Origin of the sequence: Mesorhizobium opportunistum WSM2075, assembly GCF_000176035.2 — a bacterium.
GTDB lineage: Bacteria > Pseudomonadota > Alphaproteobacteria > Rhizobiales > Rhizobiaceae > Mesorhizobium > Mesorhizobium opportunistum.
The window spans coordinates 2,246,424-2,272,599 of the sequence record NC_015675.1 but is presented as its reverse complement, the minus strand read 5'-3'; the positions used below and the strand labels follow the sequence as shown (position 1 = coordinate 2,272,599).

Annotated in this window: 26 protein-coding genes and 2 pseudogenes; 8 read left to right on the top strand and 20 right to left on the bottom strand. The window is 59.1% G+C overall.

Translation table 11 applies throughout. The features are described from left to right. Window positions 1–36: 36 nt before the first annotated feature. The 5 genes from MESOP_RS10815 to MESOP_RS10795 all read right to left on the bottom strand — a co-directional run bounded on the left by MESOP_RS10815 (window position 37) and on the right by MESOP_RS10795 (window position 4,138). Complete coding sequence (locus MESOP_RS10815; protein ID WP_013893372.1) at window positions 37–1,269, bottom strand: arabinose transporter; 1,233 nt, start codon at window positions 1,267–1,269, stop codon at window positions 37–39. A 46-nt stretch (window positions 1,270–1,315) separates the two neighbouring features. Continuing rightward, window positions 1,316–2,059 carry an SDR family oxidoreductase gene (locus MESOP_RS10810; protein ID WP_013893371.1) on the bottom strand — a complete coding sequence of 248 codons (744 nt, stop codon included), beginning with the start codon at window positions 2,057–2,059 and terminating at the stop codon, window positions 1,316–1,318. 31 nt (window positions 2,060–2,090) lie between these two features. Then, a complete protein-coding gene (locus MESOP_RS10805) occupies window positions 2,091–2,486 on the bottom strand; it encodes a (R)-mandelonitrile lyase (protein ID WP_013893370.1) in 396 nt (131 codons plus the stop codon). A gap of 16 nt (window positions 2,487–2,502) precedes the next feature. Next, window positions 2,503–2,970: a cyclophilin-like fold protein gene (locus MESOP_RS10800; protein ID WP_041164076.1), complete on the bottom strand. Its 468-nt coding sequence runs from the start codon at window positions 2,968–2,970 to the stop codon at window positions 2,503–2,505. 73 nt (window positions 2,971–3,043) lie between these two features. After that, complete coding sequence (locus MESOP_RS10795) at window positions 3,044–4,138, bottom strand: alpha/beta hydrolase (protein WP_013893368.1); 1,095 nt, start codon at window positions 4,136–4,138, stop codon at window positions 3,044–3,046. Between the two features lie 246 nt (window positions 4,139–4,384). On the opposite strand from MESOP_RS10795, the gene MESOP_RS10790 reads away from it, so the two are divergent. After that, window positions 4,385–5,278, top strand: coding sequence for a LysR family transcriptional regulator (locus tag MESOP_RS10790; RefSeq protein ID WP_013893367.1), 894 nt, complete (start codon window positions 4,385–4,387; stop codon window positions 5,276–5,278). An 853-nt stretch (window positions 5,279–6,131) separates the two neighbouring features. Here the strand turns inward: MESOP_RS10790 and MESOP_RS10785 are convergent. Both MESOP_RS10785 and MESOP_RS10775 read right to left on the bottom strand, forming a co-directional pair. Then, window positions 6,132–7,092: pseudogene (locus MESOP_RS10785) on the bottom strand (IS110 family RNA-guided transposase); the annotation flags it as partial. 537 nt (window positions 7,093–7,629) lie between these two features. Next, window positions 7,630–8,145 (bottom strand): hypothetical protein, encoded by a 516-nt coding sequence (locus MESOP_RS10775; protein ID WP_150111189.1) that lies wholly within the window; start codon window positions 8,143–8,145, stop codon window positions 7,630–7,632. A 348-nt stretch (window positions 8,146–8,493) separates the two neighbouring features. Between MESOP_RS10775 and MESOP_RS10770 the strand changes: the two genes are divergently transcribed. Further along, window positions 8,494–9,333 (top strand): hypothetical protein, encoded by an 840-nt coding sequence (locus MESOP_RS10770; protein ID WP_150111188.1) that lies wholly within the window; start codon window positions 8,494–8,496, stop codon window positions 9,331–9,333. 115 nt (window positions 9,334–9,448) lie between these two features. Here the strand turns inward: MESOP_RS10770 and MESOP_RS10765 are convergent, their stop codons facing one another. From MESOP_RS10765 to MESOP_RS10745, 5 genes are all read right to left on the bottom strand, one after another. Then, a complete protein-coding gene (locus tag MESOP_RS10765; protein WP_210160830.1) occupies window positions 9,449–10,387 on the bottom strand; it encodes a DUF2971 domain-containing protein in 939 nt (312 codons plus the stop codon). A gap of 127 nt (window positions 10,388–10,514) precedes the next feature. After that, a complete protein-coding gene (locus tag MESOP_RS10760) occupies window positions 10,515–10,940 on the bottom strand; it encodes a hypothetical protein (protein WP_013893362.1) in 426 nt (141 codons plus the stop codon). A 45-nt stretch (window positions 10,941–10,985) separates the two neighbouring features. Next, window positions 10,986–11,609: a hypothetical protein gene (locus tag MESOP_RS10755; RefSeq protein ID WP_013893361.1), complete on the bottom strand. Its 624-nt coding sequence runs from the start codon at window positions 11,607–11,609 to the stop codon at window positions 10,986–10,988. Between the two features lie 140 nt (window positions 11,610–11,749). Further along, window positions 11,750–12,913, bottom strand: coding sequence for a hypothetical protein (locus MESOP_RS10750; RefSeq protein ID WP_013893360.1), 1,164 nt, complete (start codon window positions 12,911–12,913; stop codon window positions 11,750–11,752). A gap of 318 nt (window positions 12,914–13,231) precedes the next feature. Then, window positions 13,232–13,762, bottom strand: coding sequence for a hypothetical protein (locus MESOP_RS10745; RefSeq protein ID WP_013893359.1), 531 nt, complete (start codon window positions 13,760–13,762; stop codon window positions 13,232–13,234). Window positions 13,763–13,813: 51 nt separating this feature from the next. On the opposite strand from MESOP_RS10745, the gene MESOP_RS10740 reads away from it, so the two are divergent. Further along, complete coding sequence (locus MESOP_RS10740; RefSeq protein ID WP_013893358.1) at window positions 13,814–14,527, top strand: SOS response-associated peptidase; 714 nt, start codon at window positions 13,814–13,816, stop codon at window positions 14,525–14,527. Window positions 14,528–14,567: 40 nt separating this feature from the next. Here MESOP_RS10740 and MESOP_RS10735 read toward each other — a convergent pair whose 3' ends face one another. Both MESOP_RS10735 and MESOP_RS10730 read right to left on the bottom strand, forming a co-directional pair. Beyond that, window positions 14,568–15,527, bottom strand: coding sequence for a trypsin-like peptidase domain-containing protein (locus tag MESOP_RS10735; RefSeq protein ID WP_013893357.1), 960 nt, complete (start codon window positions 15,525–15,527; stop codon window positions 14,568–14,570). Between the two features lie 188 nt (window positions 15,528–15,715). Next, the gene (locus MESOP_RS10730) at window positions 15,716–16,033 is read right to left on the bottom strand and encodes a hypothetical protein (protein WP_013893356.1); all 318 of its coding nucleotides are present in this window, start codon (window positions 16,031–16,033) and stop codon (window positions 15,716–15,718) included. 292 nt (window positions 16,034–16,325) lie between these two features. Between MESOP_RS10730 and MESOP_RS10720 the strand changes: the two genes are divergently transcribed. The 5 genes from MESOP_RS10720 (at window position 16,326) to MESOP_RS10700 (ending at window position 19,321) form a co-directional block, all read left to right on the top strand. Continuing rightward, the gene (locus MESOP_RS10720) at window positions 16,326–16,535 is read left to right on the top strand and encodes a hypothetical protein (protein WP_013893355.1); all 210 of its coding nucleotides are present in this window, start codon (window positions 16,326–16,328) and stop codon (window positions 16,533–16,535) included. Window positions 16,536–16,540: 5 nt separating this feature from the next. Then, window positions 16,541–16,843: a hypothetical protein gene (locus tag MESOP_RS10715; RefSeq protein ID WP_150111187.1), complete on the top strand. Its 303-nt coding sequence runs from the start codon at window positions 16,541–16,543 to the stop codon at window positions 16,841–16,843. Between the two features lie 249 nt (window positions 16,844–17,092). Next, complete coding sequence (locus MESOP_RS10710; protein WP_013893352.1) at window positions 17,093–17,356, top strand: hypothetical protein; 264 nt, start codon at window positions 17,093–17,095, stop codon at window positions 17,354–17,356. A gap of 123 nt (window positions 17,357–17,479) precedes the next feature. Next, the gene (locus tag MESOP_RS10705) at window positions 17,480–18,667 is read left to right on the top strand and encodes a hypothetical protein (protein ID WP_013893351.1); all 1,188 of its coding nucleotides are present in this window, start codon (window positions 17,480–17,482) and stop codon (window positions 18,665–18,667) included. Between the two features lie 39 nt (window positions 18,668–18,706). Next, window positions 18,707–19,321, top strand: coding sequence for a hypothetical protein (locus tag MESOP_RS10700; protein WP_041164073.1), 615 nt, complete (start codon window positions 18,707–18,709; stop codon window positions 19,319–19,321). 347 nt (window positions 19,322–19,668) lie between these two features. On the opposite strand, the pseudogene MESOP_RS34985 reads toward MESOP_RS10700, so the two are convergent. The 6 genes and pseudogenes from MESOP_RS34985 to MESOP_RS10675 all read right to left on the bottom strand — a co-directional run. After that, window positions 19,669–19,831, bottom strand: a pseudogene (locus MESOP_RS34985) (IS5/IS1182 family transposase); the annotation flags it as partial. Continuing rightward, window positions 19,828–21,180: an RWP-RK domain-containing protein gene (locus MESOP_RS10695; protein ID WP_013893349.1), complete on the bottom strand. Its 1,353-nt coding sequence runs from the start codon at window positions 21,178–21,180 to the stop codon at window positions 19,828–19,830. The pseudogene MESOP_RS34985 and the gene MESOP_RS10695, both read right to left, overlap by 4 nt. Window positions 21,181–21,787: 607 nt before the next feature. Further along, complete coding sequence (gene atzF / locus MESOP_RS10690) at window positions 21,788–23,632, bottom strand: allophanate hydrolase (protein WP_013893348.1); 1,845 nt, start codon at window positions 23,630–23,632, stop codon at window positions 21,788–21,790. Then, the gene (locus MESOP_RS10685) at window positions 23,629–23,979 is read right to left on the bottom strand and encodes a cupin domain-containing protein (protein ID WP_013893347.1); all 351 of its coding nucleotides are present in this window, start codon (window positions 23,977–23,979) and stop codon (window positions 23,629–23,631) included. Before MESOP_RS10685 ends, atzF begins: the two co-directional genes overlap by 4 nt. Further along, window positions 23,972–24,640 (bottom strand): cysteine hydrolase family protein, encoded by a 669-nt coding sequence (locus MESOP_RS10680; RefSeq protein ID WP_013893346.1) that lies wholly within the window; start codon window positions 24,638–24,640, stop codon window positions 23,972–23,974. The genes MESOP_RS10685 and MESOP_RS10680 overlap by 8 nt, the downstream gene beginning before the upstream one ends. Next, window positions 24,640–26,166, bottom strand: a complete 1,527-nt coding sequence (locus MESOP_RS10675; protein ID WP_013893345.1) for an ABC transporter ATP-binding protein — start codon at window positions 26,164–26,166, stop codon at window positions 24,640–24,642. The genes MESOP_RS10680 and MESOP_RS10675 overlap by 1 nt, the downstream gene beginning before the upstream one ends. Between the last annotated feature and the right edge of the window lie 10 nt (window positions 26,167–26,176).

The following is a 26,176-nucleotide window of genomic DNA, read 5'->3' as shown; positions in this document are numbered from 1 at the left end:
CGCGCAAGCAGTCATATGATCCTTGCGATTGAATGGCTACTTTGGCCGGACGAACGTCCGCGGTAGTCCGCCTGTCGGCCTCAAACGCGGATTGTACGCTAACTGCAAAGCAATGGCGGTTGCGCAAAAGGTGACACCGGCGCTGATAATGAACACAATGCTCAAACCTGCTCGATCGGCAGCCCATCCCAATGCCGGGCTTCCTAGAGCCATCGCGACATCCAGAAAGGCGGTGTAGATGCCCATCGCCAAGCCGCGGTTTTCCGGCGATGTGCCACCAACCGCCTCCACGCCAAGCCCGGGGTAGACCAGGGAGTAGCCCAGGCCCGCCAGCGCGGCTCCGGAGGAAGCAAGCATACTGCTTCGTGCCAACCCCATGAGCAGAAGCCCGGCTGACTGCACGAGCACGAACAGCAGGGCGATCTTTGCACCGCCATATCTGTCAGGCAGATGACCAAAGATCATACGCGCTGCGATCAGCGCAGCTCCAAAGGCCGTAAATCCAACCCAGATGGGTCGCCAATAATTGTCGGCGTAGAGAAGGGAGCTGAAGGCGAGGATTGAGCAGTAGCCGACACTGGCGAGTGCCGCACCGACGCCTGGCAGCCATACCGCGCCAAAAACCGCTCTCAAATCGGATTTTCTCTGCCGCAACTGTATCCGAGGGTTTGGCGCTCGCATGAGCGATCCCAAGACAAGCAACGGCAATATTGTGGTCAGCAGCCCTATCGCCGCAAAGCCGTAGGCTGTAAACAATATGGTTCCGAAAGGTCCGCTGAAGGCCAATGCCGCGAACATCGCAGTGCCGACCCATGCAATGACTTTCCCGGAATGCCCGGCATTCACGAGCCCCAGGCCCCAGGCCACGCCACCTGTGATGATGAAGCTCTCGGCACCGCCGAGCACCGCGCGTCCGACGACAAGGATCGAGACGGAGAGAACGGGCGAACGCGCGACGGCAACGGACAGAAGATAGAGCAGCCCGGCAGCCGCTGCCGTAACCAGGCCCACGAGAACGGCTCGTTTTCCTCCGTTCGCGTCGGCAAAGGAACCAGACCATACGCGTGAGACCAGGGATGCCGCGAACTGCGTTCCCGCAACTATGCCGACAACGACGCTACCGAATCCCAGATTGTGGCTGACGTGCAGTGGAAGCACTGGTAATGCTGCGCCGATGACAACAAACCCGGCCAACACCGCTGCCATGGGGGCCAGCAGGCTAACCGCGACCGAACGCAATGGTGTTGACGATGTCGGCAGGTGTGTCATTTTCGGAAGCAATCTGATGACGTTGTTTGCGGGGCTTCGGTTCGGATCACCAAGGTTGGTTGGCGGGCCCGACCGTGAACTCGTTGATCGTGGTGTCTTCCGGTGCGTCGATGGCGAACGCAACCACGTCAGCGATCCGATCGGGCGAGATTCCGTATTTGTCATAGGTATTCTGCATCGCGGTGGCCGTGCCTTGGTCGCTGATCGTTTCAAGCAGTTCTGTGTTGATCGCGGCCGGATAGATGGTCGCGGTGCGAATGTTAGTCCCTTCCATGGCGGACTCCATGCGCAGCACTTCCATGAAGTCGCGTACGAACCATTTCGTGCCTCCGTAGACCGCGCCGTTCGGGTAGGCCTTGAGCCCGGCGACTGAAGAGGTGGCGATGATGTGTCCGGATTTGCGTGCTAGGAACTCCGGCAGCACCGCGGCGACGCCGTTCAGGACGCCCTTGACGTTCACGTCGACCATCTGGTGCCAGTCGTCGGTCTTCAGTGCCGATAGTGGCGAGATCGGCATGAGGCCGGCGTTCAGGAACATGACATCGACGCCGCCGAACGCGTTCCTGGCCAACTCGACGATAGCGTCATTGTCGGACTGCTTCGTCACGTCCAGTTCCTTGTAGGCCGCCTGACCGCCGTTGTTCGCGATCTCGTCGACGATTCGCTTCAGCTTGTCAGCGCGCCGCGCGCCAAGCACGACCTTGGCGCCTTTGTTCGCGAGCAGCTTCGCGGTTGCCTCACCGATGCCCGATGAAGCTCCGGTGATGATTACGACCTTGTCCTTGATCATGGCAGTTCTCCAAAGTTGATGGTTTGATTTCTCAGGCGCCGTATTGTGCGTCCGTCACATGCTCCATCCAGTCGACGACCTTGCCGTCCTTAACCTCCTGGAGCGCGATATGGCTCATCGCTGTCTCGGGCGACGCCCCATGCCAGTGCTTCTCTCCCGGCGCGAACCAGACGACGTCACCGGGGCTAATCTCCTCGACCGGGCCTCCCTCGCGCTGCACGCGGCCTCGGCCGGAGGCAACGATCAGCGTCTGGCCAAGCGGATGAGTATGCCAGGCCGTGCGCGCGCTCGGCTCGAAAGTGACGAGCGCTCCCTGCACGCGATCGGGAGCCGCCGGGTTGAATAGCGCGTCGATGCGCACGCGGCCGCTAAACCAGTCGGCGGGGCCGGGACGGGAAGGTGTTTTTCCGGCACGATAGATCTGCATGATGACCTCCTTTGGATCACAGTGTTTCGACGCGCAGCGGATGTTCTCCGCGCAGCAGAAGCGGCGCCGGTCCGTGGTCCAGTCGCCCGAGCCGGATCAGGCCGCGCGACCAGCGATAGGGACCATGAAACATCGCCAGATTGCCCCAGGGGGCGTAGTAGCAGAGATCGCCAGTCGCCTCGTTCCCGAAGCGGCCGCCGCCTTCCTCGGTGAGCTTGCGCGGCAGGTGGGCGATCTTCTCGTTGGTCGAATAGTCGTCGATCGTCAGATCCAGCGGCAGAATCGAGACCAGATCGTGCGCGGAAGGATTGTCCTCCAGCGTCGCCGTGAAATCCTGATCCGCGAAGATGAATCTAAGTCGCATAGTGTCTCCTTTCCTATCCGTGGCTACGTCGGTCTGAGAACGCACCGAGGAGGGAAGCGCGAAACTGGCAGTGCCTGCCAGCAAGGTGCGCCGTGAAAGCCATGCGGCGTCGCGTGTCATTTGTGATTCCCCAATAGGTGCGGCCATGTCCATTGTTCCGGCACACGGCCGCACCCTTCGACGATACGCCTGGTCAGGCAGCGAGGTGCTGATTGAAGAACGACTGGATTTTGTCGAACGGGATCACGTCCACCTTGTCGTAGAGATCGGTGTGGCTCGCGCCCGGAATGATCATGAGTTCCTTCGGCTCCGCCGCCGCTGCGAAGGCGGTTTCGCTGAAATAGCGCGAATGGGCCTTTTCGCCATGGATGAACAGGACGGGGCGCGGCGAGATTTCCGCGATGTAGGTCAGGATAGGCATGTTCATGAACGACAGCGGCGTGGTCTGCGTCCAGGAATTGCCCGAGTTGACCGCGCGCGCATGATAGCCGCGCGGCGTCATGTAATAATCGTGATAGTCGACCAGGAACTGCGCCTCGCCACCCTTAAGTTCATTGAAGGGCGGCTGATAGGCCGGCGCGCCGTTTTCCGCGTCCGCCCAGCGCTGCCGGCTCATCTGTTCCAGAGCCTGCGTGCGCTGCTCTAGGGTTACGCTGTCGTTGTAGCCCTTCGACATAACACGGGTCATGTCGTACATGGTGCTCGCCACCACGGCCTTGACGCGCTTGTCTGCGGCGACGGCATTCAAAGCCATGCCGCCCCAGCCGCAGATGCCGATGACGCCTATGCGCTCACGGTCGACGGAGCCGTGCAGGCCGAGATAGTCGACGGCCGCGCTGAAATCCTCAGTGTTGATGTCCGGCGAAGCGAGATTGCGCGGCTCGCCGCCGCTTTCGCCGGTGTAGGACGGATCGAAAGCCAGCGCGACGAAGCCGCGCTCGGCCATCGTCTGCGCGTAGAGACCAGAGGATTGTTCTTTAACAGCGCCGAACGGACCGCCGACGGCAAGCGCCGGCAGACGTCCGCCGGCCCGGTCCTTCGGCAGGTAGAGATCACCCGACAGTGTGATGCCGTAGCGGTTCTTGAACGTTATCTTCTCGTGATCGATCTTGTGGCTGAGCGGAAAGACCTTATCCCATTCCTTTGACATATTCTGAGCCTTTGCTTTGAAGGGGTTGGATATTGAAACTGCACCGAATGCGGCGACGCCTGCACCGGTCAGCTTCAACAGCTCGCGCCGGTGGATTGTGCGTGCTGATGTTTTCGTGTCAGGGGTGTTCACAGGCATTTCCGATCTCCTGTTGGAGCGCTTTCGCTGAATGACGGGACGTCCGTTTCAGCAGCCGCGAGGTTCGATTGCGGTTTAGGTTCCGGCGGCGCCGCGCGCAGCCCGCCCAGCGAACGGTTATTTTGCCGTACTGAATTGCTGCAATGCACATCTAGCGGCTTTGCCATAGAACGATTAGTCATCGAAATTTGCATGAACTAATCGACTGCGTCGATTAATGTGCTGCGCGGCAACCGAAGGAACCTCATGCCCAAACCCGACCTCAACCAACTGACGTGGTTTCAGGCCGTCGCCGAAGAGCGGAGCTTCACCAGGGCCGCGGCAAAGCTCGGCGTGGCGCAATCGACGCTCAGCCACACGATCAAGCAGCTCGAAGCGCGGATGGGCATTCGCCTCCTGACCCGCACCACGCGCAATGTCGCGACGACAGCCGCAGGCGAGCGGCTCCTACGAACGATCGCCCCGCGCATCGGCGAAATCGAGGACGAGATCGCGGCATTGATGGCCTTCCGCGAAAAGCCGTCAGGCTCGGTCCGGCTGACCTTGTCCGACCACGCGCTGGAAAGCGTGGTTTGGCCCAAGCTGAAGCAGGTTCTCAGCGCCTATCCGGATATCGGTGTCGAACTGATCCTGGACAGCACATTCCGCAACATCGTCGAGGAAGGCTTCGACGCAGGCGTCCGGCTGGGCGAAAGCGTTGAAAAGGACATGATCGCAGTGCGGATCGGCCCAGACTGGCGCTTGGTGGCCGTCGGTTCTCCCGACTATTTTGCCGCGCACGGTGTGCCTGTGCATCCGCAGGATCTGGTCCGGCATGTCTGTATCAACATGCGTCAAGAGACCGCCGGCGGGCTCTACGCCTGGGAGTTCGAGAAGGATGGACAGGCGCTGCGTGTCCGTGTGGACGGTCAACTTACCTTCAACAACACCTACGCCATGATCGACGCCGCAGTGTGTGGCTACGGCATCGCCTATGTGCCTGAGAACATCGTGGAGCGGCAGATCGCGTCGGGCCTGCTAGTTCAGGTTCTCGATGAGTGGTCGCCCCTATTCGACGGCTATTTTCTCTACTATCCGAGCCGCCGGCAGAACCTCCCCGCATTCAAGGTCATTATCGACGCGCTACGCCATCGGGATTGAAGCGAGGGAGCTTAGACCTGCGGTTGGCTGATGGTTGGAGGCTCTAGACGGCAATATAGAGTAGACATGGTTCTCATAGTTACCCGGTGTGGCGCGCGCGTAGAATTGGACCTTAGACTCGACGGCTCTATCGGCGAGGAGCGGGCCTATTCTTCTCAATTTCGCTGCCGCGTTAGGATCAGTTCAGGCCGAGGCACACAGAGCTCCTGTTAAGTCCGCTTCTGACGATCTGAGCCTAGAGCCGGCAGTCCGGTTCCGGCCCAGCGCGGACGTTTTAAGGACGGGGGGCGAACCCGGTATTAGCCAGCGGATGCGCTTCGCACCTTGCAGATTCTCGCACCAGATCAACAACTTATTATAAAATCGCACATTGCAGCAAAAGCTCGCAATGTGCGAGAAATGGCGAAAACGCCAGCAATAACAACAACCCGACCGCCGCGCAATGTGCGCCCTTTTATCCTGCCATCCCAATCTGTTGTGCTCTACGAGACTTGGAATCCATCGTCGTTTCTCCTCAATTCCACGACAATATACGAATCTCTTCTCTAGGCTACGATCCCGCGTTTTGGCGTCGAGTTCCGATGCGACGAGCAGTCCTCCGCGCTCTGCGACGGGATGTTTAGGCTGCAGCGTTGCAGGGATCGAGCCGTCGCGGCGCACTTTTCCATCGCACTGACGGAGCAGCGTCACAGGCAATCGAGCGCGGTCCGGCCGTCTTCCGATCGGCGCGGCCGCAGGCAAGATACGTGCGTTCCGTCGTTGTTGGTCTGCATCGGTCCTTATCCGCCGGCGCGGTTTCCTATGTGTCAGGTCATCGCGTCGCCGCCAAGCGTTTCAAGTTCCGTCGCGCCGCTCATCGATGCGCTCCCAGCAGACGTCGGTCCTTGGTTTGGGCTCGTTGCGCGGCCTCGGTGTCGGTCGCCGTCACATCACCGACATAGAACGTGCCGTCGCTCCAGATGGCGTGCATGATCACCGCCAGCTTGCGCGCGACCGCGACGCAGGCCTTGCGATGACAAGAGCGCTTGGCGAGTTGCTGGCCCCAACTCTTGACCTTGTCCCTGCCGCGGAAACGCGCCATCAGAGCCGACGCTGCCTCGTACAGCGCGCGCCGCACATCGGCGTCGCCAGCGTTGGAGATGCGTCCCTGAACGTTGATCGACGTGCCCGACTGCCAGCGCCGCGAGGTCAGCCCGAAGTAGGCCGCGACGTCGCGGGAGCGGCGGAAGCGCAACGGATCACCGATGGCCGCCATGAACGAGAGTGCCGACACCTGGCCGATGCCGGGGATTGCCATGAGGCGTCCGCACAGCTCGCTCTTCGCGACGATTTTCACGACCAGGTCGTGCAGCCGATAGTACTCTCGCCACAGCGCTGCGCCCGCCGACAGCATGGCGTCCATCAGTTCGGCCGACAGCGGATCGTCCGCCACGGCTGCGCGCACCGCCTGGTCAAAGGACCCTCGCCCCACCTTGCCGACCCGTATGCCGAACGGCTTCAGCGAATGGCGGTGGCGTTCTCCTGGTCGAGGAACCTGGCCTTCAGATTGCGCGGGTGCGTCACCAGAAGCTTCGTCCGGTAGCAGCTTTCCGACTTGATATGGGCCTGCCGGAATCAGCCGGTGCGCATGATATGGGCGATGCCGAGCGCATCGGCCTTGTCGGCTTGTTGCGCTGCGCCGACAGGGCGGCGCGCACGTGTTGCGTCTCCAGGCAGACGGCTGGAAGTCCGAGTTTCTTGAGTTCCGGATGCAGCCAGGGCGACAGTGATTTTGCCTCGTGACCGACGAACCGAAGCAGCCCTAGAACGGGCTGAGCGTCTTGAGGATCGTTTTTGGATCGCCGCGAAGCGGTCCAATAGCATTACAAACGTTGTGCTACGAGGCATATCAAAAGTCAAAGGGACCCTATTTGAACGCTTATCCATTCCGATAGGGGCGTTCCGATAGGGCAAGGTCTAGGTGGACTATCGCTTCCCTCTGGTGCGTAGGACGTACCCCACAGCGGTGGCGCATAGCCACACAGCCGCACCAAACAGCAAGAGGCCGAAGACTTCGCGGACTTGCCCCGGCTTGAAACCCGAGCCTCCACCTTTGAAAGCGTATGCGATTAGATTTGATGCAAGCCAGAACCCCATAGGAATGACGAACGCGAACGCCGCAAGGATGGACGCTGTGATGCCGACTCTCCTGCTGTCGCCGCCAAGGCCGAAGCTATAACCGCCGAAGGCCGCTGCTGCCGCGATTATCAGGGCGTAAGCCTCCACCGCGTCCTCCTATCTTCCCGCCACCCACCGGGGGTGTCGCGGTTCCACACGTGTCGAGGTCAGGGTCACAGATTTTTCGGTGATTTTTAAACGGCGGGCTGCTGGACGGCTGCCATCTGTGGAAGCGAACAGAACAGGCTAGTTACGACTGATGCCAAGATGACATATTTCTCTTTATTGCTACATTGTTCGAATTCTTTATCAAAAGCTCTGCTCCCATTGATTTTCAAACGAAAACTCTGGCTAAATTTTGGGTATATGAGCCGCAGTTGATGGTACAAATCCAAAATTTGCTGGTCCTCAATCAAAAGCTGGCCTTTGTGGGCGAAATCATTACGTTGGCTATTTATCGTCTGAATTGGCGCCGTCCAAATATCCCGAACTCCGAGCATACGACACACTTCGAGCCGGTTTGCGAACGTCCACCCCTTCGTGCGTTTTGAGCGCCCATCGGTTAGCTTTTCCAAAACGAAGTCTAATGCTTTTTCAGTTTCATAGTGGCACCGAATGATGGCCCCTACATCATCCGCTTCGAACAACGCCCCGACAAACCGGGAGGTGTCAATATCGTGTTCCATGGTGATCGCACCGACATCTAACATAGTGCTTGCTGCTCCCTTCGCAGAAACTTGAAGATACTGCGGCTGCTCAGCGGGATATCTGGTCGTGGTCCTTGCGGCAATCATATTCTCGGCGGCGGCAGCTTCACGGCCTTAACGCAAACCCGCATGTGATCATTTGAACAGCCTCCGCGAGTAACCGTCTGTAGACAGCGCCATCATCAAACTCTGCGCCGCAGAGAGGCAGGCATTATGGGATGAGGAATGCAGCTCCGCGCTGGGTTGGAGGCCCCGGGCGAAACCGCCCACTGTCGCATCACTACTGGCAACAGATGCGCACGTGTTGCACATTGGTCGACATGGCTGGGTCGCTTCTGAGTGGACAGGGCAGTGAGTGAATATCCTTCGCTTGAGAAAACGAATTGGGCCGCAACAGCGGATCGGATCACCTCAGAGATGAGGGACTATCTAGCGGCTTACCGAACGCCCGTATTCGAGGATTTGGGCACCCACTGCGCGGGTTGGGGAAGCGGGGCGTACCTGAGGCTTGGAAATAGCGTTTTTGTTTTGACGAACGAGCATGTCGCTGTCGCACGCGAGCAAGGCAGAAGACTGCTCCACCAACTTGCCGGCCAAGAGGACTGGACACGCATCGGCGGCGATGACGCAAAGTTGGACTTCCCATTTGATCTAGCGTTGATGCCTGTAGACACACAGGCGTGGAATGACAGTTCGAACCTTTCACGTGCAATTGAGATCGATCAAATCGCTCTGGCGCATGCCCCTGTATCCAACGAACTTTTTGCTTTCACAGGTTTTGCAGGGGAAAACGCACGTTTCTATTTTGATACGATGAGATACGGGGGAACATGTTCAGTGGCGAGGGAAGTTGCGCTTCCTTCTGACGATGAACGGTTTGATGGGCGCTACCACTTCGGGCTGGATTACAAACCCAACCTTGCTACGAATGTGACGCCGAGTGGTGGATTGCCAATGCCGCCGGGACTTAGCGGCTCTACGGTCTGGAACACGGGGTATGTCGAGGCCACGATGAACGGATGGCAATGGACCCCCGAGTTGGCCCGCGTAACCGGCGTCCTTTGGGGTTGGCCGTCTAATTTTGGCTGCATCGTCGCGACTCGGGCCGAGTATCTACGCAGCTTTTTGCTCGACGTTGCGGCAACGTTCAACACCGGCACGCTAACCGTGCCGACTAACAGCCCTAAGTGAACGGACCGCGAGAGGTATTCAACCGTCGGTCATTGGCAGCAGTATGTTGGCGTTGCGATCCGCTGCGCAGTGCCCGTGACGCGCGGTGATCTCCGGCCCAGTCTTCTGGCTCCACTTAGTCCGCCCCGACAATAAGGCGCAGTTGTCGGTCGAAGTAACGCCTGTGAAAGACCTCGCGACCACTCCTGAGCTTGTAGGTCGTACAGAAGTAGATGGCGTGCTTGTCGCTGCCGGCGAGGTCAATCCCGGCCAATCCCTCCATGTTCGGCCTCGAAACGGTTCGGTGGCATTCCTCAAGAAGCGCCTCGAATGGCACCGTCAGAAACTGTTTCAACTCCGCTTCCGCGAACAAGTCCTCTACGGGATCGAATTTGCCAATGCCAACCCGCTCACATTCGCCCGGTGGCCGAGCCGGCTTGATGCTGCGGAATACTAACTCAAAACCTCTGATCTCCCCTTGCAGCACCTCAACCGGCCGTCGGTCCATTACCTCGCATACCAACGCAGCGTGTTCAGGCTTGACTCGTGGACCCAGGAACACGCGACGAAGCGCGTCGTCGAGGAAGTGCTTAGGCCCGACTTGGCCAGTAACGAAGCGCCACTCCTTCTCATGGGCCCATTCGCTACGCTTCCGAGTAATGCAGGCGATCACCGCCTCTTCGAGTTGCTGCGCCCCCATGTCAGCGATCGTGAGCGATGGCAACGCGTTATGCGCATAGGTCACTGGGCACAGCTTCTCTCCCTGGAAATCACCTATCGTGAGGTCAGCGGTATCGAACTCTAGGCACATGCCCGCGAAGTTGCTGCTGTAGTAAGCCCACATCGGCAGATTTTCATACGTTTCCGAGAATGAAACCAGCGCGAAGCGGTTGATCGTCTCCGAGAGCAACTCGTACATGCTGTCGATATTCAGACCCGCTGTCGCAAACATCGCGTTGACGATCCGGTCACCCGGACTACCAGTCTCATAGAATGCCTCCATCGGGTCGTTCATTGCCGCGAAAGGAGGTGAGAACAAGTAACTGTCCCGAAGCGCCCCCATCTCGCGATCCAACAGAGCGTCATCCAAAGGGCGGTATCGGTAGAGCTTGGCTGGCGGTCTCACAGTCAATCCTCATCGTTCCAGACGATGCCGTCCCATCGTGAACTCGGAAAGTCGCCTAACTCGAATGCCCTAGATACTACTGAGCTGCCAATGTAACTGGGGCGATATGGAGATAGTCATAGAGCTTGGTGCCATCCTCTTGCACCGCGTTTTCTACCTCGTCTCGGCTTCGCCCTGCCATACACCCCCACCGGTCGCGCCACATAAACTGCTCTCCTGAATAAGACGCGTCTTTTGGGAAGTAGGTGCATTTGATAGCGCCCACATGGACGCCATCAATGTCGTCTCCGACAGCAATAACTGTCAGCCCAGAGAGCGGCGTAACTGTTGTTGAGCCGAGGATGACCGAGCTTTTCCCAACGTGCTTTACCTTGCTGTCGCTTTGCAAGGCGAGAGAGTTCACCCATTTGTCGGGCTTATCGGAAAGATCGGAGCTTTTGCTTTGGTCATCGCAAGCGGACACGACAATCGTTATGGCGAGTGGGATAATACGTCTCAACATTTCATTTTCGTCCGGTGCAAAGAGGCCTTGAGGCTATCACGACTGCTACCAAGCGCCCCTTTGCCTCCTAGCTTGCTGGCGAGCATCCACAATGACGGCAAAAACCGAGAACAAGAACATGAGTGCCATTGGCACAATCACAAACCAGATCGCGGTCATGAAGTCGGGGCGACGTGAAAGCAGAACATAGCCCATGAATAATGCGCTACCGATACACGCGCCCGAAGTTGTGAGTCGTGCAGCCTCGCCGCCACCGCTCTGCGCATCCTTTTGGGCCACTACCGCCCACGGTCCAGTCGCAACCGCGTAGGAGAACAATAAGAACGGAAATATAGGCTCGCCTCGGTGCCAATGCTGGGGGACATACCAAAACGCGGCAAGGCACCACACTGTCACAACGCCGTAACTCCACAGACCTGTCAACGACGCCAACAGGGTCCCGATGACGCCGTCCCCCCTCTCAAGAGCCGCAGCAGCCGGAACAGCGAACAACAAGCCGGGCAAAATCAGAAGACTTGCCCAAAACGGCGCGGCCACCGCCACCAAAAAACCGGCGACCACAAGTTTCCACTCGCCTAGATAGATCAGCCATATGCCACCGACGATTCCCGCTAGACTGTTTAGAATAAACATCGGTATCGCCACCATGGCAGTCAGAGTCCCGACCATTTCCCCCTCCAAGATCTTTTTGCAAAAAAAGAGAACGGACCTACTTCCATAGTAAAATTAAAGTCAAAGCCCAAGGTTGGACTAGAAAACTCTCACCCCTTCGGGGGCTTCGGTTTGCTTCGGTTCAACAATTGTCGCGTTCAGCCTCTCGGATTTTTTGGAGATTTTGGAGCCCCCAGCAGCGGCGGAGGGGAATCTTGTTTCGAGTTTTTTATCCCCTCCTTTGCAAGAAGGTCTTCCAAAATCCTCAACTGCTCCACGGACAACACACTCGGTCCCTTTGATGCCAACTTGCCATTCGCTTTAGTGATATATTTTTTGATTGAATCCATATTGTCGTGAATGGGCGGAACGCTGGGTTTAGCTAGATCAGCTTTTTTTTCGTCGGAACTCGCTTCATCCGAGCACAAGTCTGACAATCTCTTTAGAATATCCTGGGGCGACGCCAACAGACCGGGATTCCTCTCCAACTGGATCATCTCTGTTGCAGATAGCGTCCGCACTTGCATGGACGGTACACCGCGCACCGTCACTTTTACGAATAGAATGGAGCCGACCTGCATCGCCGCGTGTGGAACGCTCTCCGTAGACTTTGAAAGCCGCTCGACCGCGCTTGCAAGTTTGTCATCGGCCTCGGCTTGGGGCAAAGCTAAGCCTTTGATTTCCAGAGCATGCTCGACCTTCGCCAACCGCTGGGTCACGGCATCGCTCGTGGCGACCTCTTTTGTCTTAGCGAACCATTTCTGAAACCATGAGCCTCTGATCCCAGGAAATTCGTCCGCAATCTCAAAGTCGACAGCTTCAACTAGATCCGATAGTGCAGCCGCCACTTCGTCAACTTTGGTATCGGTCGTGTCAGAGAGATAAACCTTCAACGGTATGAATCTGGTTAGTGGGACCGCTTTCGTGTCTAGGCCCATCGACTGAATTGTAAGCCAAGAATGTATCTCTATGTCCGCTTGTCTTTGCGCTCGCTGTAGCTGGGTTATCTGAACCTCCAGCCTCTTAGATTGACGCTCAATGTAGCTCATCTGTCCATAGAAACGATACGTGTTGAAGGGGCCATCTCCTTCGTAGCCGATGTCTTCCGTAACCCTGGACTTCCCGTTCACAATGGCTCTGGCCAGTTCGTACATGTTCTGATCATCGAGCGGGTGTGACCGATCCCAGCGCAAGGCCTTTTTCAATCTCTTAAGCGCGGAGCGGTCGGGCTCGAAACCGGGGTTTAAGGCTAGAATTGCCGTAATCAGTTCCAGGCGCTCCAGCCTTCGGTTGAACCGATAGTCTTCTTCTGTTTCTGCCATGCACTCCCCCCTGCGTTTTATTGAATGATGTTATCATTGTGAACATCCGATTTGTTATTCAGGAAATAAAAATTTCATGAGAATTCTCTCATGCGGTCTTGCGGCGCTATCGCTTCTCCTACCCATGGGCTCTGCTTTTGCGAAACCGTTGACGTGAAGTATCGCGGCCCTGTGGACCTCGCCAAATTCGAATGCACAGGGGAATTGGGTGTCGGCACTGTTGGCCGCAGGCTCTAAGGGCAGATTCTACAACGCGATCATCAACGACTCGGGGACCGGCGGCAAGTTTAGCTGTCGAGACAAGCCAGTGCCGGCACTCTAAGCTGGGCCAACGTGCTCAAGACAGAACGAAAATAGTCTAGTTAGGCTGCCGTGGTTCTCGGCACTCGGGGTTTCAGCCCAACGCGCAATAGTCTTTCCGATGCCGAGGATGGGAGACGATTCAGCGCCGCTCATTGAATTGTAGGCATTAACGACAGGTTCGTGGAGCCTGTCAAAATCGGGTCTAGAATAGCCCACTAGCGCCGCTATCGCCAATGTGGCTGACTGCTCGAACGACTCCGCTATTTTAAACGAGAAATGATTGGCGGCCACGAAAGTGAACAAGCCCGCAGTGAAAAGTACATCGTCGTCTTCAAGACCTTTACCCGTGCTCCGCAACAGGCTGTGAGCCAGCCCCGCCGCAGCCTCCGCAACAAGCTCCGGCCCCGGAGCCGTTGGAAGTTTTACGCCAACAGTCGAGAGGGCGCTTCGCAACGACGCTAGATTGCTGCCGGCAGCGGTGGCCCTTACCATTTCGGCGATGAAAGCTTGATCCCGCTTGCGTCGGCCAGTGAGCCAGTCAAACATGCACGCACCTCCCCAAGTGCCCCACGGTCTCCGATTTGGATGATAGGTCTAATGTGTAACCTCTACAACATCACTACTAGCCAAGATGCGATCCGCGAGTGGACACGAGCTTTGCGCGATATCATGGGCAACCTTGAGCCCTCCCTTGACGTTTACCCCAACATGCCCGGCGCAGTGGTCCGCAATGCCGCTGACGGTCAACGCGAGCTCATCAAGCTTCTATGGGGCATGCCTACCCCACTAGAACGGGTGAAGGGCAAAGCCGACTACGGCACCACCAACATACGCAATCCCCAGTACGGCCATTGGCAACAGTATGTCGGCATCGAGAACCGCTGTGTGGTGCCCGTTACGAGCTTCGCAGAGCCCAGCCCCACGCCGAGCGATAAGGACCCCGAGACCGGTATCCAGCGGAACTACTGGTTTGCCCGGAGCAAGGACCGACCGCTGTTCTTCTTTGCTGGCCTTTGGACGCGCTGGCAGGGTGTCCGCAGAGTGAAGGACGGGCCGGGGGACTTCGAATTGTACGGGTTCATGACAACCAAACCTAACGCCCTCATTGCGCCGATCCATGAGAAGGCGATGCCAGTGATTTTGACCACGCAAGAGGAAACGGAGACTTGGCTTACCGCGCCGTGGTCAGAGGCGAAGCGGCTACAGCGGACAGCGCCGGACGACGCGCTTGTCATTGTTGAGAAGCCGGCAACGCAAATCAAGTTTCCGCAGGGGGCCGGAGACGCCAACGGGCAGCTGCCGTTGCTTTAGGACTAGTCAAAATGCAGCGGTGCGCAGGAGCAACGTGCGATTAGAGACCGGCGCCCTGCACTCTGGCCATACCCTCGTTCCCCGTTTCGACCAGGGTCCTCAGTGTCCTGCCCGTAATTTGAGGTTCATCGAGAGGTAGATGCATTGCCGGCCCCAGCATCGCACCAAAAGCGTGACGCTCGCCTGAGAAACTCCGGCTGACCGCACCACGGATGACCGCCCCTTGGCCGCCAAATATCGGCGCTCCGCTCATTTTGCCGGGGATTTTTGCGTTGAAGTCAAAACTCGGGCCGGGGGTGGGCACGTCTTTCTGCAAATGGTTCTCGGGAAATACCCGCATCACCTCACCCACAGAGACAAAAAGGTCCATTTGGAAGTCTTTGATGATCATTCCATCCTTTCCGTAGTCCAAGGGAATATCGCCCATCTCGGCATAACCCAGCGCGTATGCTGCTTCGCCCGGCACAAAGGGGTTCAATGATAAATTGAGGGGTTGATGGGCAGCACCGTATGGCATCTCCCCGATCTTGCAGATCGCAATGTCTGTCAAATACTCGAATCTGTCCCTCTCGTAGATTAGGGGGCTTTCCTTCCACTGTCCCCAAAGCCAGAATTTATGAAAACCAAAGTACCTAAATCCTCGTGAGCCGTAGGCGGGGTTGTAGGGGACAAAAACGCCGAAATTCAATTTGTCGGCGAGGACCATTTGATTACCCTGCCGAGTCGCACCATAGCCGCTATCAAAGGGGTCCATGAGGATATGGGCTGCGGTCATCACATAGCCGGTACAACTAATAATGGAAGCCGTCCCGATACAGCGAATGAAATCATCACCCTCGCCCCAGGCAACGACAGGGACTACACTCTGCTTCATGAGAAAGTCGGTACGTCCGAATGAAGCGAATGCCTCATGTATGTTCTGGCTTGGGGTGGACGTCATAAGTTCAATGTCGCCTTCCAATATGAAGTAATTGGCATCGAAACCCGGTTTGGGGGTCAATTTGAGGCCCTTGAGATCAGTGATGCCCCACCGGCCATCCGGTAGCCGAGACCAAAGCGATTTCAGTATTGATATTGGTCTTGTGATCAACGCTCCGCACCGCTCTTATTTGTCGATCCAAAATTGGATCTTTGATAGTCATTCCGCGAAAGGGTCTGCGTGTCGATAACGCCCATTCGGAAATGACTTCAATCCTCTCGCCAGATCACGCGACGCAGCGTCCTGATTTCGACAAGCCGCGTCACCCGAATGCCCTGCCGCTCCCTGGCCGATGGGTTTTGTGTCTCGGCGTGCATGCAATCGTTCTTGCCACACCGTTTGCAGGTCATTTTGTTCCCCACTAACTCGGCTTCGATATCCCCGAAGATTTCCCTCAGGTCACTCGGCTGATACCAGCGCTTGACGTTGCACAGCCCGCAACGGACGAGCACGAGTTGCCCAGTCTCATGGGCATTGCTGAGCTTCCATTCGCCGCCGCGCTTTCGTCTTCCACCAGTGTCAGGCATGGCTCAAAATAGGAACTCATTCCTCGACCGGTCAATCCGCCCTTGACATTTATGTTCTCTTTTTGTTCACTGCGGACATCTAAGCGTTTGGAGTGATTGCTGTGGACCACATTGTGACACTGGACAGCCGCCAAGAGGCCGCTCTTCAAGCCGTTGCCGACAAATTCGTAGCCGCCCACAGGGGCAACGTAATGAAAGCGCTCAAGGAAATGATCGTCCTCAACGGACGCCTCCAAGAGCAGCTTGACGGGCTCACTGCACCGCGCCGCGCGACACGATAGGAGAAGCCGCCATGGGCATCATGCATTTGGACGCCGAAGGCAAAGCCGAACTGCACTCGGAAGCGGTGAAGCTGATAGCACGATATGAGAGCCCGCTAGAGACCGTGAAAGCACTCATGGCCTACAACTGCGAGCTTGAGACCCAGATACTTGCTATAGCCCACCGGCATCCGGGGATCGTCTCTATCGGATACGACGATACACCGCCTGTGGTGGGATGATAGCGGTGAACACGCGACTGGACCCTGTGCCTCCCTACGGTTTCGATACCGCAGATGAGTGGAGCGAGACCTTTGAGGAGGCTTGCCCTGAGGTCCCCGAGGACGATGCTGCACACAGGCTGGCCGGATGCTACCTGGAGGAGCTGTCCGCCGACGAGATGGACCTCTACGAAGAACGCATCCTTCCATTGTTGCGTGTCGCATATTTCGAGCCATACAGGTTGGCCGAGGAGTACGCCGAACGACGATCGCCGGGCTACTATGAGCGGCCCCATGACGACCGGCAGCTTGAGCTGTTTGCAGCGTAAGCAGATGACCCCCAAACGAGACAACCCTGCCCCGCCCTCCAGTGAATGGGAGCTTGCCGCCGACGAGGCCATTGCTGCAAACGGAGGAGACGCCAGAGAGGCAGTGAAGGCCCTTCTTGCCGCCAACGCCACATTGGAGCGTGAGGTTGCCCTATGGGCTCCCGCAGTGAGCTACGGCTTCAGCCGGGGGTGGCACCGTGGCCGACGCGGCGGAACCGATTGACGAACCCCCAACAAAGGTCACCCAGCATGTCAGATAACCTACTTCCGCAGCAGAAGGCCCCAAAACTGATTGTGGTCACCGCATTCGACCGCGATGAGACGGGAGACCTTCAGCCGGTCTTCGGGCCAGCCGAGCAACAGACCGAGGACCGCGCCATAAGGACCGCAAGAGGCTTAGCTGGGAAACATGCCGGCGTCATTGCATGGTCGCGTGAAGCCAACCCGTCGCTGGGCGAATACGGGGAGCCGACGACGCTCTTTGTTGGCGGTGAAGTCCCCGCCATGGAATAGTGCTAGCTGGTTGAGGTTTTGGCTTGTGGCCTCGTGGAAAGAGGCCTCGAAAATCACTGCATCGGCGCACCGCCTCGGGTTTTGCTATAAGGAATCATAGCAGCGTCTTACGGGTGGCTAACGATGGCTCTTGTTTCATATGTGCTTGGCCGCTGCCCCGGCTGCGGTGCAGAAGACAAGTTCGGCAACGTCGATGTCTATGGAGACCACGTCTACCTTGGATGCGGTCGCTGTCGATACAATGAGCGGCGCTATTTGCCCCCCGTGAAGAAGAAGGTCCTCTACCTCGACCAGTTCTTCTTCAGCCATGCCGTGCGCGGAAATGAGGCGCAGTTTGTTGAAGCGGCCAAGCGCATAGTCGAGCTTGCCTCGCTACAGTTGTTGGTGGTGCCCTATTCCAGCGTCCATGAGGAGGAAACGCATCAGTGGGCAGGGCATAAGGAACTGTTAGAGTTCATCAAGAGCACGGCCCGTGGCTACGAATTTGCGCCGGCCTACGAGGTAGAGCAGACGCAGTTAAACCGCGCTTTCGACGCGTGGCGCTCGGGCGAACCGGCTGCATACACCCCCCATCGCCAAGACGCATTCCATGACAATCTAGACGTATGGGACGGGTATTTCCGTATCGAAGTTGGCGAATACCATGGGGACATCGACCTTATTCGCCGACTGAAAGCAGAAGCTATTGAGGGGCTTGTGGACCTCTTTCCGGGGTGGCGCGAAAGCACCGCCACGTTTGAGCAAAACGTACGGCTTGAACACGATGCCGCTGCAAAGGGCTACCTTGACGCATTCGGCACATACATGACCCGCATGGCAAAAGGGGATTTCGACGCACTGTCGGACTCACCAATTATGGCGACCGTGGTGCGCAGCCTTAGCTACCGGTTTCCCCGCGAGGAGCCCCCCGAGGGTCGAATCAAAAAAGTAATTGAATTCCTCGCCTCGGATCACTTCACCAATACACCCTATCACGACATTCAGGCGCGGATGTACGGGACCCTCAAGGACATGGTGAAAGCCGGGGCTTACACCAATCGGGCTAGAAGCATCCAGCGGCTATCAGGGTTCTACTATGACGTAAAGCATATCTCGACTTACGCGCCATATTGCGATGCCTTCGTAATGGACAATCCGATGGCGGAAATCGTCAACCGCGATACGGTGGACCTGACCGGTCGTTACGGGACAGCAGTGTTCTCCAGAAATAACTGGGACGAGTTTCTGGCTTGGCTTGACCAACTAAAGAACGGTGTAACGGACGAACACCGTTCTGGTCTTGCGACTGCCTATCCGAGGCTAAAAGTCTGACGAGAACCATCCCCGAGGGGGCGTCTCGAAGCGGAAGGTGTGAAAGCGGTGGTCCAACTCAACTTCAATTTCCACGGTTACCGTTTTCAAGAGAGCACCAAGATCCTCTACGCGAGTTTCCGATTGGCCGTGCAGGCGCTTCGTGCCGATGTCGAGCGGGCGCAGAACGAGGCGGTGGCGTATCAGAAATATCTCGATGCGGGCGGCGAATGGATCGGTGAGCGGGAAGATGGCCATGTCATTTGGGACCAAGAGCAAGTCTTGGATATGCAGATTGAGGCCAGCGATGAGGCTCTAATGGCGTTGCGAAAGGCATTCGTCATCGCCCTCTATCATTACTGGGAACGGGCAATTCGTGTCTCGACCGGTGATGACAAGGCAAAGCACGATGTTTTGGTTGCCCTAGCATCCGCCAAAGGCATCACGATCAAGCCGGGGCTTAGCCCCGTACGCGACCTAGTCAACCTGTTGAAACATGACAACGCGAGATGGGGGATCGCCCTTAGGCAAAGCTGGAGCAATCTCTTCCACCCCGGTTTCCAACCCGGTGCCGCGCGAGTGGACTGGTATAACGCGGTCACGCTCACCGATGATGACGTTGCACTGGTCTTCGAGACTGTCGCGGGCTCAGGCCCAAACTTGCACACCCCTTGACCGCGCCTGTGAGGCGGCATGCCGACTAGAGTGATGCACCCCTCTTGGCAATCCCAGCACGTCCGGGTAACTTTCCCAGCGCGGTACACAAATGCGCCGCATGAGTACACAACCACGGAATGCGGTAGGTGGACGATAGTTTCCCAAGCTACTGAAATTATTTAGGTAATTCGGCTTTTTGCTCCGGTTCGATTTTGTTCGGTTTGCCCGGCCCGGGGAGCCATTTTTCGACGCTAACTAAGAACGTAGGAGGCAGCCTGATGCACCCCAAATCTCGTCGCTGCTCCGACAAGGTGTCACAAAGCCAATTGCCGGTCTAATTCGGATTTAGGTTCGGTCCAACCAACCGCGAACGGCATGCGTGTCGAGGCATGCGTCTCATTCGAACGCTTCTCGCCGTGGAAGTCCGCCTCCGTATAGCGCCCGCCGCCTCGGTCGGCGGCTCGCCCGAGCCGTCCTTCGGCTTCACGCTCTTCATTGATCCCAGGCCTCGATCAGCGTGCAGTCTACATGTTTGCAAAGTACAGCCTGATCGCGTCCTGCTGCTTGCCGAGCGTGCCGTCCTTCCGGAACCGAGTTCCGTCGACCACAAAGATGATGCCTTTCTCGCTAGAGTAGACGGCCGTGCTCGTTACAGAGATGCGGACGCTGCGACCTTGACCCTGCCCAGTAACGATATCACCGATATCGATCCCGAGGATTGATTTTGCCACCGCCGAGCGTTCGACCTCGAGCTCCGTTTCCCATTGCTCCAGTTCTTCTTCGATCCGCGACAAGGCATCTCGGGCCGACTGAAACGGGCGGTCGGCGCCGAACCAGATTCTGTCGGCCAACGCGAGGGTATCGTTCGGCACGTTTCGCTCCATCGCGCGTGCGGCTCCAGACAGCATTTCGCATACCTGCTCCGCGTCTATTAGTGCTCGAAGCCGATTGCGGTAGGGCGTCACAGTCGCTCTGGTGATGGAAGGAGGCAGGGGTATTTCACGAGTGGGCATGTAGTCGATCGGCATAATTTCACGCAGCGCCAACCTTGCGGTGCCGATGCACACAGGGGGCTCTTCCTCGCGCCAGGCACGTCGCGTGCTTTGCACCCAAATCTCTGAGGCGGAGATGCAAAGGGTGCTGTCCAGAAACATCCGCGAATCCGGAGAGTGGATGTAGCGGGCAGACCAGGAATGGTCAGCCGACGTCAGCGGCATCACTACATGGTGGAGTTGGTGTTCGCGAACCATGCGCACCAGAGAGGCAATCCGCTCCTGTAAGGGAACGGTCAGGCGGACAAGAACGGCGGGACCGTTCCCACTCGACCACCGGTTTCCTTGCTCGCTCTCAAACATGAGAAGTTGGGTTTGCGCGACCGGAAGCAGCTTTCCGACGAGACTGGCAGCGCTTCCCTGCAGCGAGTGGCTCCAGCGGGCATCGATCTTTCCTTGCTTGATCCACTCGTGAGCGCGGTTCTGGATCAGCAGCAAGAGTTGCGCCGCGAGGTTCGGGTCGAGGTTCGGGAGTCTATTTCCGGCAACCGGAGCAGCGTCGACGCCTTGGGCCTTTAGGTCAGCTACTGCGGCGCCGTAGAATTGCTGTTGAAGATTGGAGAGAGTTCCGGCCGATTGGATCCGCACGGTTTCGCGCCGGCGCCGATCGATCTCTTCGCGGAAGGCACCCAACGCTGGGCGCCGGGGACCTCCTCCTGCCTGAACCTTGGCCCAATAGCCTCGAGGTGGCTTGGGGACCTGCAGGCGCCTGCAAAGCTTGGCAAGTGCCACATCAGAAATGCCGAGTTCCTTTGCGATCTCGCTGGTCGGCCTTTCCCAGACCAACGCGAAGAGTTCCTCGCGGGAGAATTCTCGTCGTGTCATGCATGTGCCTCTTACCGGTCCTCCCATATCTCATTCATTGGGATCGCTCACTAAATGCAATGGCCTCATTCAGGGGCGACGGTGCTATTGAGCGTGGGGGAGGATTGATCGGGAGAGGCGAAGAGTTCGTCGACCAGCGACAGAAGGCTTGTGGCTTTTGTCGCGGCCGATTCTCCCCTCGAAAGCTTGCCCCCACCACTGCGGTGCTCAGATGCGCTCATCGCCGCCGGAAACGCACATCTGCGGCCTTCACCGGGTAATGCCGCGATCCGCAGGCGGCGGGTTGAAATTCGGCGTTCCTCTCAAACGCAAAAAAACCGCCCCGGTTAGACCGGGACGATTATTGATCTATGATAGAATTGGTTGCGGGGACAGGATTTGAATCTGCGGACCGCGCTTGCGAAGTCCCTTCAACAGACGAACTCGGTTGCAGCGCTGTATTGGCGGTAGCGCTCTCCCGCTACCAAAACTCCTTAAACCCTCAACGCCCGCGCAATCTGACCACAGGGCTTCATGAGATAGGGAAGCGTTGTGGGACTGGTGGTCGAGAGGACACCTCCACCGGCGTGCCAATAGGCAAGTCCGGCAAAGCAAGTCTGCACGACGGTCAGATCGGGACGCCAGCGGGCCAGTCCTGTCGCTTTTCACTTTGGTCGGCCGTGCCGCGTGCGACAAAGCGGCGCCAGCCGCCGTAGGCCGAAATGTCGGTAGCCGCCGACAGGCCTGCTGTTTCGGCGAGAAACCCCTTCGCCAACGTTCCATCATCGAGCTCGATCGTGCCGATGCCGAGCGGCGGCGGGATGGCGGCGACGAAGCGGCCGAATGCAGCCGCATCAAGTCGCCAGACCTCGACGTCGATCCGCATGCCGCCATCGGCAACGCGGATCAGCCCCGGCTTCGGCACCAACTGGCCGGCCAGAGCATAGAGCTTGTAGGCGGCGGCGGTCCTGGTCGCGCGCCCGAACTGCGCGCCAAGCTGGTTGAGCTGGCCGTTGAGCGGCATGCCCGACAGATGCGCGCCGACCACCACTAGGTCGATCAGGCCGTCGCCAGGCGGCAGGGCGGCTGGCTGCAGGCCGGGCTGTGGCCAGTCTGTGGCGCCGAGCGAAAGGCCGCTCGCCGCATGCAGGTCGCGGGCGAGCATCGCCGTCAGTGCATCGCAGCCGGCCGGCGCCAGCAAGGTGACGCTCATCGGCAGGCCGTCGCCGCGCTTGCCGGTCGGCACGGCGATGCCGCACATATCGAGCAGGTTGACGAAATTGGTATAGGTGCCGAGGCGGCTGTTGGTCTCGACGGGATCGGCGAGCACGGTAGCAGTGGTATAGTGCGTTGGGGCGGTCGGCACGCAGAACAGGTCGACCGAGGCGATGACCGGGGCGAGCTTCGCCTTGTAGGCCTGCAACGCGTAGAGGCCGCGGAAGGCGTCTGCCGCCGACAGGTTCCTGGCGCCGCCGATGATCTTGCGCGTCACCGGATGCAAGGCGGCTTCGTTGGCCTCCATGAAATCGCGGATCGCCGCATAGCGCTCGGCCACCCAGGCGCCCTCATAGAGCAGGTTGGCGGTGGCGTAGAAATCGCCGAAGGGGATTTCTACCAGCCGGCAGCCAAGCCGCGACAGCATGGCAAGCGAAGCTTCAAATCCAGCCTGCATGGCCGTATCGCCGAAGAATTCGAGGTCCGCTTTTGCAGGCACGCCGACGGTCAGCACCGGCTGGCGCCTGGCGAGCGGCTGGACGGCGATGTCACGCGAATAAGGATCGGCAGCGTCGCGCGCGGAGGCAACGGAGAACACCCTATACGCATCATCGACGGTCAGCGCGAACACCGAGACGCAGTCGAGCGTGCGGCAGGCCGGCACGACGCCGGCGGCCGACAGCGCGCCGACCGTCGGCTTCAGCCCGACGATGTTGTTGAGGCCGGCCGGAATGCGGCCGGAGCCGGCGGTGTCGGTGCCAAGCGCGAAGGCGACGATGCCGCGCGCCGTCGCCACCGCCGACCCCGAGGAGGAGCCGCCTGGCACAAGCGCCTCGTCGATGGCGTTGCGCGGGATCGGCCAGGGCGTGCGCACGCCGACGAGGCCGGTGGCGAACTGGTCGAGATTGGTCTTGCCGACGACCAGCGCACCGGCCGCTTTCAGCCGCGCCACGACGGTGGCGTCTTTCTCGGGCCAATAGGTGTATTCGGGGCAGGCGGCCGTCGTGGGCATGCCGGCGACGTCGATGTTGTCCTTGACGGCGAAGGGAATGCCCCAGAGCGGCTTTGTCGCCGGGTCGAACGGACCGAGTGCCGCAGCCTGGGCGAGGAGATCCGCCTTGGCGGCGAGATGGATGAAGATGCCGGGGTCATCGGCCGCTTCGATGCGGGTGAAGATCGTCGCGATCACATCGCCGACGGCGAGGCCTCCCCGATAGGCTGCGTGCAGGCTCGCTATGTCGAAGTGGATATCGCTCATTTCGTCTCCCCCAGAATGATCACCGGCAGGTCCCACTGGATCAGCACCACGCAACCGTCCTTCGTCCACACCGAATGCTCGGTGCCGACCGGGTTCAGGATGACGCTGCCGGCGGGATAGTCGCCGTTCTCGTCGCTCTGGGTGCCTTCCAGCACGACGATGGTTTCCAGCCCGACATGCCGGTGTCGCGGCACGCTGGCGCCGGACCGGTATTTCAGGATCGCGACCGACGGCTCGACCGGCCCGCCCTTCAGCAGCCAGTGCACGCTGATGCCGTCGCGGAAATGTTCGAACGCGAGATCGCGCCAGCCGCCGTCGAGCAGGCCGGCAAAGGCAAGATTAGGCATTGGCAATTCCCTCGAGCACCTGGTCGGTCGTTGCCGTCCAGCCGACGATGGCGCCCTGCGCCCGGATCATGGCCAGTGCCGCCGCCTTGAATTCGGGAAAGTAGCTTTCCGTCGCGTCCTCGGCGAGCAGACACTCATAGCCGCGGTCGTTGGCTTCGCGCATCGTCGTCTGCACGCAGACTTCGGTCGTCACACCGGCAAAGACGAGGTGCTGGGCGCCGAGCCGCTTGAGGTCGTCACCGAAGCTGGTCGCATAGAACGCGCCCTTGCCGGGCTTCTCGATCACGATCTCGCCGGGCAGCGGCGCAAGCGCGTCGAGGATCGCCGTACCCGGCTCGCCGGCGATCAGCACGCGGCCCATCGGGCCGGCATCGCCGATGCGGATCGACGGATTGCCGCGGTTGCGCTTGGCCGGCGGCAGGTCTGAAAGGTCGGGCCTGTGGCACTCCATGGTGTGGATCACCGGCAGGCCGGCGGCGCGAAAGCCCTCGATCAGCCGCTTCACCGTCGGAACGATCGCCACGACCCGGCTGACGTCGTTGCCGAGGCTGGCGCCGAAGCCACCGGGCTCGGCAAAATCGCGCTGCATGTCGATGACGACCAGCGCCATGGTGCGCGGCTTGAAGGCAAATGGAAATGGCCGCGCTGCGATTTCAGCCATCAATGATGTCCCGCCATGTGCTCGCCGATCGTCTGCACGCTCGCCTGCGTGATCGATGTTTCGTAGACCAGCGCGCCGTCGGACATGACGAGGATGCGATCGGAGAGTTCGAGCAGTTCGTCGAGATCCTCCGACATCAAAAGCACGGCGGCACCGGCATTGCGCGCCTTCATGATGCGGGCGCGGATCTCGGCCACGGCCGAGAAGTCGAGACCGAAGCACGGGTTGGAGACGATTAGCAGATCGACCTCGCCGGTGAGCTCACGAGCGAGCACGGCGCGCTGCACATTGCCACCAGACAGCGAGGCGATCGGCGAGGACAGCGATGCGGTCTTGACCTTGAACTGCTCGACCAGGCGGGCGCTGAATGTCCTGATGGCACCGGCACTGATCCAGCTCACCGGCTTGCCGTTGCCGTCGATATCGAAGGTGCGGAAGGAGATGTTCTCGGCCACGGTCATCTTCGGCGCGCAGGCGTTCTTCAGCGGCTCCTCCGGGATGAGGCGGACATTGAGCGCGCGCGCCTCGGCGCGCGTCGCCGCATAGGCGGTGCCGCGCACCATGACTTCGCCGGCATCGCGCGGGCGCTGCCCGGCCAGCACTTCGAGGAATTCCTTCTGGCCGTTGCCGGAAATGCCGGCGATGCCGACGATCTCGCCCGAGCGCACGCCGAGATCCTCGATGCGGATCGACTTCAGCCCGGTGCGGTCCGGCGCCTTCAATGCCCTGACTTTCAGCACGATCTCGGCGTTCGGCTTCGTCTCAGCACGGCTGTCGAGAGCAGCGATCGGCTGGTCGCCGATCATCATCGCCGCCATCTGCCTGTGGTCGAGGTCGGCGACGCGGCCGGTGCCAGTCAGCCTGCCCTTGCGCAGCACGCTGACGTCGTCGGCGAAGGCCGTCACCTCATGGAACTTGTGCGATATCATCAGCACGGTGAGGTCGCCCGCTTTGGTCATGGCGCGCACCAGACCCAGCACTTCCTGCGCCTCGGCGGGCGTGAGTACGGAAGTCGGCTCGTCCAGCACCAGGAAGGAGCGGCCAAGATAGAGCTGCTTGACGATCTCCAGCTTCTGCTTCTCGCCGGCGGCAAGCTCGGCCACCTTCACGTCGAGCGGCAGTTTGAACGGCATCCGCTCCATGAACCGGGCAAGGCCGGCGCGCTCCTTGCGCCAGTCGATGACCCCAGGCACTTTTTCGCGCGAAATGACCAGGTTCTCGGCGCCGGTCAGCGACGGCACCAGCGTAAAATGTTGATAGACCATGCCGAGGCCGAGCGCGGAGGCATCCCTGGGGCTGGCGATCGCTACCTCGCGACCATCGACCAGTATGTCGCCTGATGTCGGATGGTAGAAACCCATCATGCATTTGACCAGCGTCGACTTGCCGGCGCCGTTCTCGCCGAGCAGCGCGTGGAAGGAGCCGGCGGGAACCTTGACCGAAACATTGTCGAGTGCGGTGAAGGCGCCGAAGCGCATGGTCATTCCGATGGTTTCGACGCCGACCGCCTTTCTGGTTCCGCTCATGGCAATTTCC

Coding starts and splice junctions, on each gene's coding strand:
- MESOP_RS10815 (WP_013893372.1), bottom strand. CDS start 1,269: ATGACACACCTGCCGACATCGTCAACACCATTGCGTTCGGTCGCGGTT.
- MESOP_RS10810 (WP_013893371.1), bottom strand. CDS start 2,059: ATGATCAAGGACAAGGTCGTAATCATCACCGGAGCTTCATCGGGCATC.
- MESOP_RS10805 (WP_013893370.1), bottom strand. CDS start 2,486: ATGCAGATCTATCGTGCCGGAAAAACACCTTCCCGTCCCGGCCCCGCC.
- MESOP_RS10800 (WP_041164076.1), bottom strand. CDS start 2,970: ATGACACGCGACGCCGCATGGCTTTCACGGCGCACCTTGCTGGCAGGC.
- MESOP_RS10795 (WP_013893368.1), bottom strand. CDS start 4,138: ATGCCTGTGAACACCCCTGACACGAAAACATCAGCACGCACAATCCAC.
- MESOP_RS10790 (WP_013893367.1), top strand. CDS start 4,385: ATGCCCAAACCCGACCTCAACCAACTGACGTGGTTTCAGGCCGTCGCC.
- MESOP_RS10775 (WP_150111189.1), bottom strand. CDS start 8,145: ATGTTAGATGTCGGTGCGATCACCATGGAACACGATATTGACACCTCC.
- MESOP_RS10760 (WP_013893362.1), bottom strand. CDS start 10,940: ATGTTGAGACGTATTATCCCACTCGCCATAACGATTGTCGTGTCCGCT.
- MESOP_RS10755 (WP_013893361.1), bottom strand. CDS start 11,609: ATGGTCGGGACTCTGACTGCCATGGTGGCGATACCGATGTTTATTCTA.
- MESOP_RS10750 (WP_013893360.1), bottom strand. CDS start 12,913: ATGGCAGAAACAGAAGAAGACTATCGGTTCAACCGAAGGCTGGAGCGC.
- MESOP_RS10745 (WP_013893359.1), bottom strand. CDS start 13,762: ATGTTTGACTGGCTCACTGGCCGACGCAAGCGGGATCAAGCTTTCATC.
- MESOP_RS10740 (WP_013893358.1), top strand. CDS start 13,814: ATGTGTAACCTCTACAACATCACTACTAGCCAAGATGCGATCCGCGAG.
- MESOP_RS10730 (WP_013893356.1), bottom strand. CDS start 16,033: ATGCCTGACACTGGTGGAAGACGAAAGCGCGGCGGCGAATGGAAGCTC.
- MESOP_RS10720 (WP_013893355.1), top strand. CDS start 16,326: ATGGGCATCATGCATTTGGACGCCGAAGGCAAAGCCGAACTGCACTCG.
- MESOP_RS10710 (WP_013893352.1), top strand. CDS start 17,093: ATGTCAGATAACCTACTTCCGCAGCAGAAGGCCCCAAAACTGATTGTG.
- MESOP_RS10705 (WP_013893351.1), top strand. CDS start 17,480: ATGGCTCTTGTTTCATATGTGCTTGGCCGCTGCCCCGGCTGCGGTGCA.
- MESOP_RS10695 (WP_013893349.1), bottom strand. CDS start 21,180: ATGACACGACGAGAATTCTCCCGCGAGGAACTCTTCGCGTTGGTCTGG.
- atzF (WP_013893348.1), bottom strand. CDS start 23,632: ATGAGCGATATCCACTTCGACATAGCGAGCCTGCACGCAGCCTATCGG.
- MESOP_RS10685 (WP_013893347.1), bottom strand. CDS start 23,979: ATGCCTAATCTTGCCTTTGCCGGCCTGCTCGACGGCGGCTGGCGCGAT.
- MESOP_RS10680 (WP_013893346.1), bottom strand. CDS start 24,640: ATGGCTGAAATCGCAGCGCGGCCATTTCCATTTGCCTTCAAGCCGCGC.
- MESOP_RS10675 (WP_013893345.1), bottom strand. CDS start 26,166: ATGAGCGGAACCAGAAAGGCGGTCGGCGTCGAAACCATCGGAATGACC.